Origin of the sequence: Synechococcus sp. R6-7 (assembly GCF_047461695.1) — a bacterium.
Taxonomy (GTDB): Bacteria; Cyanobacteriota; Cyanobacteriia; order Thermostichales; family Thermostichaceae; genus Thermostichus.
In genome coordinates this window covers 1-7,550 of the sequence record NZ_JANSHS010000176.1, presented here as the reverse complement: position 1 = coordinate 7,550, position 7,550 = coordinate 1, and the positions used below count along the sequence as shown (strand labels likewise).

The following is a 7,550-nucleotide window of genomic DNA, read 5'->3' as shown; positions in this document are numbered from 1 at the left end:
ATAGTCCAGCATATCATTGACTAGAGTCATGCTCCCTAGGCAGCTGAGTCCAGCAGCAGGGCTCGGCCATAGGCCCGCTGCAACACCGCTGGCTGCAACACCTCCCGCGGGGATCCCTGGGCAATTAAGACACGGTTGAGGAGGAGCACTTCGTCGAAGTAGGCCCGGGCCTGCCCCAAATCGTGGTGCACCACCATCACGATGTGGCCGGCATCTGCCAGCTCCCGCAACACCTGGAACAAAATAGCTTCGCTGGGCTGGTCGATCCCGGCAAAGGGTTCGTCAAGGGCGTAGATCTCCGCTTCTTGCGCCAAGGCCCGCGCCAGGAACACCCGCTGCTGTTGTCCCCCCGACAGCTTTCCAATGGGGCGATCCCGGTAGGCCCCCATCCCCACCCGCTCCAGGGCTTGAGCAGCCCGCTGCTGCCCCTTTTTCCCGATGCGGCGAAACCAGCCAGCAGCTCTCACCTGCCCCATCAACACCACATCCCACACCGTGGCGGGAAACGACCAGTCGATGGCCGAGCGCTGGGGTACATAGGCCACTTGCTCTCCCCACAGCGCTTGCCCACCGTAGCGCACTTCCCCCCGTTCCAGCGGCACCAACCCCAGCAGCGCTCTGAGAAACGTACTTTTGCCAGCTCCGTTGGGCCCAAGGATGCCCGTGAGGCGGCCCGGCGCGATTTCAGCTTGGATCCCTTGCAGCACCCGCAGGCTGCCGTAACGCACCGTCAGATCCCGCACCACCAGGGATCCCCTGGCCGGGCGAAGAGGGAGAGGAGCAGATTGCTTTTTCATTTTGCTTTCATTTTCGGTAAGTCCAGTGTACCCTAAAGGGACGTCTAAACCATGAAACGATGATCAAAAGTCTTGTCTTCCTTTGGGGGCGGCACCGTTGGGTAGCGGCCTTCGGCTTGGCGATCAGCAGTTTTCTGGCCTTGGCCGGTTCGGGATGGGCGCGTCCCCGCGTTGTGGCCACCACTACGTTGATCGCCGATTGGGTGGAGCAGGTGGGCCAAGATCGCATCCAGCTCACCAGCCTGCTGCAGCCGGGGATGGATCCCCACATCTACGAGCCGGCACCGGCGGATGGGATGGCCCTAGAGCGGGCAGACTTGGTGTTTTACAACGGCTACAACCTGGAGCCGGGGTTGATGCGCCTCATCGAGGCCACAGCCCAACAGGCGCAGCGGGTTGCCTTGGCCGAGATCCTCGATCCCATCGTCACCAATGAGGAGGATGGGATCCCCACTCCCGACCCCCATGTGTGGGGCAATGTGGAAAACGTCATCCTCATGGTGGAGCGCATCGCCCAAGAGCTGGCGGAACAGGTGCCTGGCGAGGCGACCTTCTTCCAAACCAATGCTGCTGCCTATCGAGCAGAGCTGGAGGAGCTTCATGCCTGGATTGGGGAGCAAATTCAGACCATCCCCCCTCCCAACCGGGTTTTGGTGACCACTCACGATGCCTTTGCCTACTACACCCAAGCCTACGGCCTGAAAATGGGGGGATCCTTGCTGGGGATCAGCACCGAAGAACAGCCCAGCGCCCAGACAGTGGCCCGCTTAGTGGAGGAGATCCGCGCTCTACAGGTGCCGGCTATCTTTGCTGAGACCACCCTCAACCCGGCCCTGATCCAAACGGTGGCCGCTGAAGCGGGAGTCAAGGTAGCGGAACAGGAGCTGTACTCCGATTCTTTGGGGGAAGCAGGCAGCGGTGCTGAAACCTACATCGCCATGATGCGCCACAACACCTGCACGATTGTGGTAGCCCTGGGCGGATCCCCTGAATGCTCTTGAGAAGCTGAGTCGAGGCAGGAGGTCTGAGTTTTGTATGATAGGGGCTCAGACCCTTGTTCTCTCACCTCTTCCATGCCTGCTGCCATCCATCGCCCGGCCCGCACCCTCTACTGTGGCGAAGTCCGCCCGGCCCACATTGGCCAGACCGTCACCCTCTACGGCTGGATCGACCGCCGCCGCGACCACGGGGGGGTGATCTTTCTGGATTTGCGGGATCGCTCTGGCATTGTGCAACTGGTGGCGGATCCGCAGAAAACTCCGCAGTCATATCCACTGGCGGGGGAAGTGCGCAACGAATATGTGGTGCGGGTAACGGGAACTGTCCAGCAACGGCCCCCCGACTCCTTCAACCCTCGCCTGGCCACCGGCGAGGTCGAGATCTACGCCGAACAGTTGGAAGTGCTCAGTCCAGTCGGCAAGCAGCTCCCCTTCAGCGTCTCGGGAGAAGAAGCAGAGGAAGTGCGAGAAGAGATCCGCCTGCGCTATCGCTACCTGGATTTGCGGCGGGAGCGCATGTCCCGTAACCTGCAACTGCGCCACCGGGTCATCCAGGCCATCCGCCGTTTCCTAGAAGACGAGGAGGGCTTTGTCGAGGTGGAGACTCCCATTCTCACCCGCTCCACCCCAGAAGGGGCCAGAGACTACCTGGTGCCCAGCCGCGTCAACCCCGGCGAGTGGTTTGCCCTGCCGCAGTCGCCCCAGCTCTTTAAGCAGCTGCTGATGGTGGCTGGCGTGGATCGCTACTACCAGATCGCCCGCTGCTTTCGGGATGAGGATCTGCGGGCGGATCGGCAGCCGGAGTTCACCCAGTTGGACATGGAGATGAGCTTCATGGATCAAGAAGGGATCCTGGAGCTCAACGAGCGACTGATCTGCCATATCTTCAAAACTGTCAAAGGGATCCACCTGCCCCGTCCCTTCCCGCGCCTGACCTATGCCGAGGCCATGGCCCGCTACGGCTCCGACAAGCCTGACACCCGCTTTGGGATGGAGTTGGTGGATGTTTCGGAGGTGTTTCAGGGATCCCGATTCAAAGTCTTCGCCAAAGTGCTGGCTGAGGGCGGTTTGATCAAAATCCTGCCAGTGCCCGGCGGCGATGAAAAGATCTCCAACACCCGCATCAAACCAGGCGGGGATCTGTTCAAGCTGGTCACCCAGTATGGGGCGGGCGGCTTGGCCTTTATCCGGGTGCGGCCCGACAGCCTCGATACCATCGGCGCCCTGAAAGAGAGCTTGAGCCCCGAGCAGGAGAAGCGGTTGCTGGATCTCACCCAGGCCAAGCCAGGGGATCTGTTGCTGTTTGGGGCAGGGCCGGCGGCAGTGGTGAACGAGTCTTTGGGCCGGCTGCGGCTGCACCTGGGCCAGGAGCTGGGTTTGATCCCAGAGAACGCCTTGAATCTCCTCTGGATCACCGACTTTCCCATGTTTGAGTTCAACGCCGAAGAAAATCGCCTGGAAGCCCTGCACCACCCCTTTACCGCCCCCCACCCCGACGACTTGGCCGACCTGAAAACGGCGCGGGCCCAGGCTTATGACCTGGTGTGGAACGGCGTGGAAGTAGGAGGGGGATCCCTGCGGATTTACCAGCGGGAAATTCAGGAGCAGGTTTTTCAAGCGATTGGCCTCACCCCCGAACAGGCGCGGGACAAGTTTGGCTTTTTGTTGGAAGCCTTTGAGTATGGCACCCCGCCCCACGGCGGCATTGCCTACGGCCTGGATCGGCTGGTGATGTTGCTGGCCGGGGAAGATTCCATCCGGGATGTCATCGCCTTTCCCAAAACCCAGCAGGCGCGATGTTTGCTCACCGGCGCTCCTTCCAGCGTTGAGGCGAAGCAGCTCAAGGAACTGCACGTTGCTTCCACCTATCAGCCCGGTTGAGGGAGGTATCTTCCAACGACCACGGGTGCTCGATGATTTCGGCACGGGTAACAGGGCTGCGGAGATCCAGCAGACAATATTCCTTTTCAACCAAAAGGACTTTCATTGTGGAAGCCGGGCCTTTTTAACGGGAGTTCAGGAGTGCCTGGGATCCCTTCTCCCAGCCCCAGCTCCCACCTGTGGGAGGATAGAAAGGAATACACCCCTACTTTTTTTGCCATGCTACAGCTGACGGGAAAGAAAGCCTTGGTAACCGGCATTGCCAACGAGCGCTCCATTGCCTGGGGCATTGCTCAGCAACTGCACAAAGCGGGGGCCAGCCTAGGGGTTACCTATCTGCCGGACGAGCGGGATCGCTTCAAAACCAAAGTTCAGCAACTCACGGATCCCTTGCAGCCAGATTTTCTCCTCCCCTGCGACGTGCAAAGCGATCAGCAGATCAGCGATCTGTTTCAGGGGGTAACCGAAAAATGGGGTCAGGTCGATATTCTGGTTCACTGCCTGGCCTATGTCAAAAAAGAGGAGCTGAGCGGCAACTTCAGCGATATCTCGCGGGAGGGGTTTGCCCTGGCCATGGATGTGAGCACCTACTCCCTGATTGCCCTCTGCCGGGCTGCCAAGCCCCTACTGAGATCCGGCAGCAGTGTCCTCACCTTGACCTACTTGGGAGGAGTGCGAGTGGTGCCCAACTACAACATGGCTGCCGTCACCAAAGCGGGCCTGGAAACCTGTGTCCGCTACCTGGCTGCCGAGCTGGGCCCTGCCGGGATCCGGGTGAACGCCATTTCTGCCGGCCCAATCCGCACCTTGGCCTCATCGGCCATTTCCGATTTTCATGCCATGCTGCATGCTGTGGAGGAGAAAGCTCCCCTACGGCGCAATGTCACTCAAATAGAGGTGGGCAATGTGGCGGCTTTTCTGGCCAGCGACCTGGCCAGCGGCATTACCGGCCAGGTGATCTACGTGGATAGTGGGTATAGCATCCTGGGTTTTTAAGCGCTTTGGGATCCCTTGGGGATGGCTCCGGCATGAATCGCTTCTCACCCTTGCAGCGGTTGCTGCTCACCTGGATCTTGATCGTCATCAGCGGCTGGCTGGCCATACAGGTGGGTCGGCTGTTTGGGCATTTGCTCACCACCATCCTGACAGCGGCGGTGCTGGCCTTTTTGCTCAACTACCCGGTGCAGGTGCTGCGGCGCTATCGGGTCAGTCGAGGTTTGGCGGTCACCCTGGTCTTTGCTCTCTCGGTGGTGCTGCTGGTCTTGGTGGGGATCGCCGTGGTGCCGGTCTTGGCCAAGCAAGTGGTGCAGCTGGGGGCGCGGATCCCAGAGTGGGTGGACACCTTACAAAATTGGCTCGACCAGATTAGCCTTTGGGCCGCCGAGCGCAACATCAACCTTGGCCAGACGGAGCTGGTCAATACCCTTCTCAACCGCCTGCAGGCCAGCGCCGAGAAAATTGCCGGCCAATCCCTGGATCTCCTTCTGGGTACGTTCAACCAGGTGATCGACTTGGTGCTGGTGCTGGTGTTGGCCCTCTACATGCTGCTCTACGGGGGCCAGTTCTGGCAGGGGTTGCTCAGCCTCTTCCCCAAACCTTGGGGGCCGCGCATTGGCGAAGCCCTAGCCCTCAGCTTTCAGAACTTCCTCATCAGCCAGTTGGTGTTGGGGTTCATCATGGCCCTGATGCTGGTGCCGGTTTTTGGGTTTTTGCGGGTACCTTTCGGGCTCCTGTTTGGCCTGCTGATCGGCCTGCTGGAGGTCATCCCCCTGGTGGGGGGGGTGATTGGCATTGGGGCGGCGGCGGTGTTGCTGGCCTTTCAGGACATTTGGCTCAGCCTTAAAGTGGTGCTGGTTTCCCTGATCGTGCAGCAGGTGAAGGATCGGGTCATCGCCCCCCGCCTGATGGGAGAGCTGATCGGGCTAAATCCAGTGTGGATCTTGATTGCCCTGTTGGTGGGGGCGCAACTGGGGGGCATCCTGGGCGTGATCGTCGCCATTCCCCTCAGCAGTGTGGTGAAAAGCCTTTACGAGATCGCCCGCTCTGCCGACCTGGCCGCCGAAGATGGGTTGGGTTCCGGTGTAAAAGGATCCCCGCAAGGGCTCCGTCCGAGTAGCGCCAACGGCGAACCCCGCCGGGATCCTACCCTGCCCAAGCCGGAGACCCAGCAGATCTAGCTGCTCCAAAAGGGAAGAGGCTCTGCCCATGCGATTCAGGCGATCGCGTTAACCGGCAGGCAAACAGAGGCTCAATCCTGGTAAGCCCAGTTGCTGGGCTATCGATGGCCACCCTTGTCCTCAGGGAGAGGGGCTGGGGGTGAGGGCCTCATCCTAGCGAATCTTGCCCTCGATAAAAGGCACCTCCAGCACTTTTTCGTGGTGGATAGGGCCGTGGCCGAAGTAGCCTCCCTCCCCAAACAGTTCGCCGTGATCGGCTGTAACCGTGATGTAGGTGTTTTTGGGAACCAGGTCGAACAGCTGTTCAAAGATCCCATCCAGGTAGCGCACCGCCTGGATCTGTCGCTGCCGTAGCTCTTCCAACTGGGCCGAATCGAAAAAGGGGATCCCGTCCTCTTCTCCTTCATCCAGCCGCTTCAACACCCCATTCACCCCCGAGATGCGGGGCCACAAGCTGGGATCCTCATCGGGCAGCGCGTAGGGATAGTGAGTTTCGCCCACGTTTAACAGGTAAAAGCTGGGGCGATCCGGCTCGAAGCGCAACTGTTCCACCATGGCCGCCATATCGTTGTGCTGGGGCATGAGGCGGTAGGAATCGAAATCCCGATTCAGCAGCGTGCTGGGGTTGAGCACCGGCATGGAGACCATGGCGTGGGTGGTGTAGCCCAGTTGATGCTTCAGCAGCGTCGGCAAATAGAGATGAGGCAGCAGATGCTTGAACTCAATGGGTTGCCGGGTGCCGAGCCGCTCGTTGTAGCGCAGATAATCTTGCTTGTAGTGCTCGGACGCAAAAACGTGGATGGGGCTGGTGTGGGGCAGCAGGCCCATGAGCAGGTTGTAATGGGCAGGGGCCGTCCAGGAAGCGTAGCTCCAGCGCTTTTCCAGAGGGCCCAACTTCAGCAAGTGCTTGGGGTTGGCCGCCAGCAGGCTGTCGAAGCGGCAACTGTCTAGGACGATGAGCAGATAGTTGTTCTGTCCCCGCGGTTCAGGGCGGGGGTCGGGCTCAGACGCAGGAGCGGCAGACGATTTCCACCAGTTTAGGAATCCCATCCTTCCTCCTCCTCGTCGGCGTAGGGCCGCTGGACAATCCGCCAGTTGGGAGCTGCTGCCGCATCGTCGTCCTCAGGAGCGGGATCGCGAATGCGTTCCGGCGGGATATTGGAATAGGAATAGCGGCCTGCTTGGGGATCCGGCTCGTACTCCGGCAGATCTTGGGGCAAATAGTGGTCGGGGGGAATCAGCTGGGCTTCCAAAAAGCGAACTCGGTCGCTCAACTGAGTTAACTTACGGATTGCCTGTCGCTGGAACACCCGGTCGTGCAATCGCCAGGAGCCTACATACAAAAATCCCAGCCCCATCCCTGCCCCATAAGAGGCCAATAGCACCAACGATAGAGGAAGCGGGGATCCCGATTGCCCACCCACCACAACCCTTGCCGGGGATCCCCAGTTTTGGATGAGGAGAACGAGCAGGCTCAAGATCCACAAGCCCAGGAGTATGAAGCGAAGGTTTCTGATCGCGTTAGCGGGACGAAATTCTTGCATGGCCTCAACCCTACCCTTTATTAGGCTACCATTCTTCCCTTTCTCCACTGGCCTGGCAGCAAAGACGCTGGAAGCTCAAGCGGAGTTGTTCTCAACAGCCATTAGCCCTCTCCCTAAGGCGCGCTTCAGCTTACTAGCGCAGGAGCCCCGCAC

Annotated in this window: 7 protein-coding genes; 4 read left to right on the top strand and 3 right to left on the bottom strand. The window is 60.1% G+C overall.

The window, feature by feature from the left end; translation table 11 throughout:
* Positions 1-35 precede the first annotated feature (35 nt).
* Positions 36-797, bottom strand: coding sequence for a metal ABC transporter ATP-binding protein (locus tag NW815_RS05985; RefSeq protein WP_414389219.1), 762 nt, complete (start codon positions 795-797; stop codon positions 36-38).
* A gap of 59 nt (positions 798-856) precedes the next feature.
* On the opposite strand from NW815_RS05985, the gene NW815_RS05980 reads away from it, so the two are divergent.
* The 4 genes from NW815_RS05980 to NW815_RS05965 all read left to right on the top strand — a co-directional run bounded on the left by NW815_RS05980 (position 857) and on the right by NW815_RS05965 (position 5,853).
* Positions 857-1,798 (top strand): metal ABC transporter solute-binding protein, Zn/Mn family, encoded by a 942-nt coding sequence (locus NW815_RS05980; protein ID WP_414389217.1) that lies wholly within the window; start codon positions 857-859, stop codon positions 1,796-1,798.
* A gap of 72 nt (positions 1,799-1,870) precedes the next feature.
* Positions 1,871-3,676: an aspartate--tRNA ligase gene (gene aspS, locus NW815_RS05975; RefSeq protein WP_011432789.1), complete on the top strand. Its 1,806-nt coding sequence runs from the start codon at positions 1,871-1,873 to the stop codon at positions 3,674-3,676.
* 219 nt (positions 3,677-3,895) lie between these two features.
* Positions 3,896-4,672: an enoyl-ACP reductase FabI gene (gene fabI, locus NW815_RS05970; RefSeq protein ID WP_011432788.1), complete on the top strand. Its 777-nt coding sequence runs from the start codon at positions 3,896-3,898 to the stop codon at positions 4,670-4,672.
* A 32-nt stretch (positions 4,673-4,704) separates the two neighbouring features.
* Positions 4,705-5,853: an AI-2E family transporter gene (locus tag NW815_RS05965; protein ID WP_414341734.1), complete on the top strand. Its 1,149-nt coding sequence runs from the start codon at positions 4,705-4,707 to the stop codon at positions 5,851-5,853.
* A 153-nt stretch (positions 5,854-6,006) separates the two neighbouring features.
* On the opposite strand, the gene NW815_RS05960 is transcribed toward NW815_RS05965, so the two are convergent.
* Together NW815_RS05960 and NW815_RS05955 are read right to left on the bottom strand one after the other, a co-directional pair.
* A complete protein-coding gene (locus tag NW815_RS05960) occupies positions 6,007-6,903 on the bottom strand; it encodes a sulfatase-like hydrolase/transferase (protein ID WP_011432786.1) in 897 nt (298 codons plus the stop codon).
* Complete coding sequence (locus NW815_RS05955) at positions 6,891-7,331, bottom strand: hypothetical protein (RefSeq protein WP_238376922.1); 441 nt, start codon at positions 7,329-7,331, stop codon at positions 6,891-6,893. The genes NW815_RS05960 and NW815_RS05955 overlap by 13 nt, the downstream gene beginning before the upstream one ends.
* Positions 7,332-7,550 lie beyond the last annotated feature (219 nt).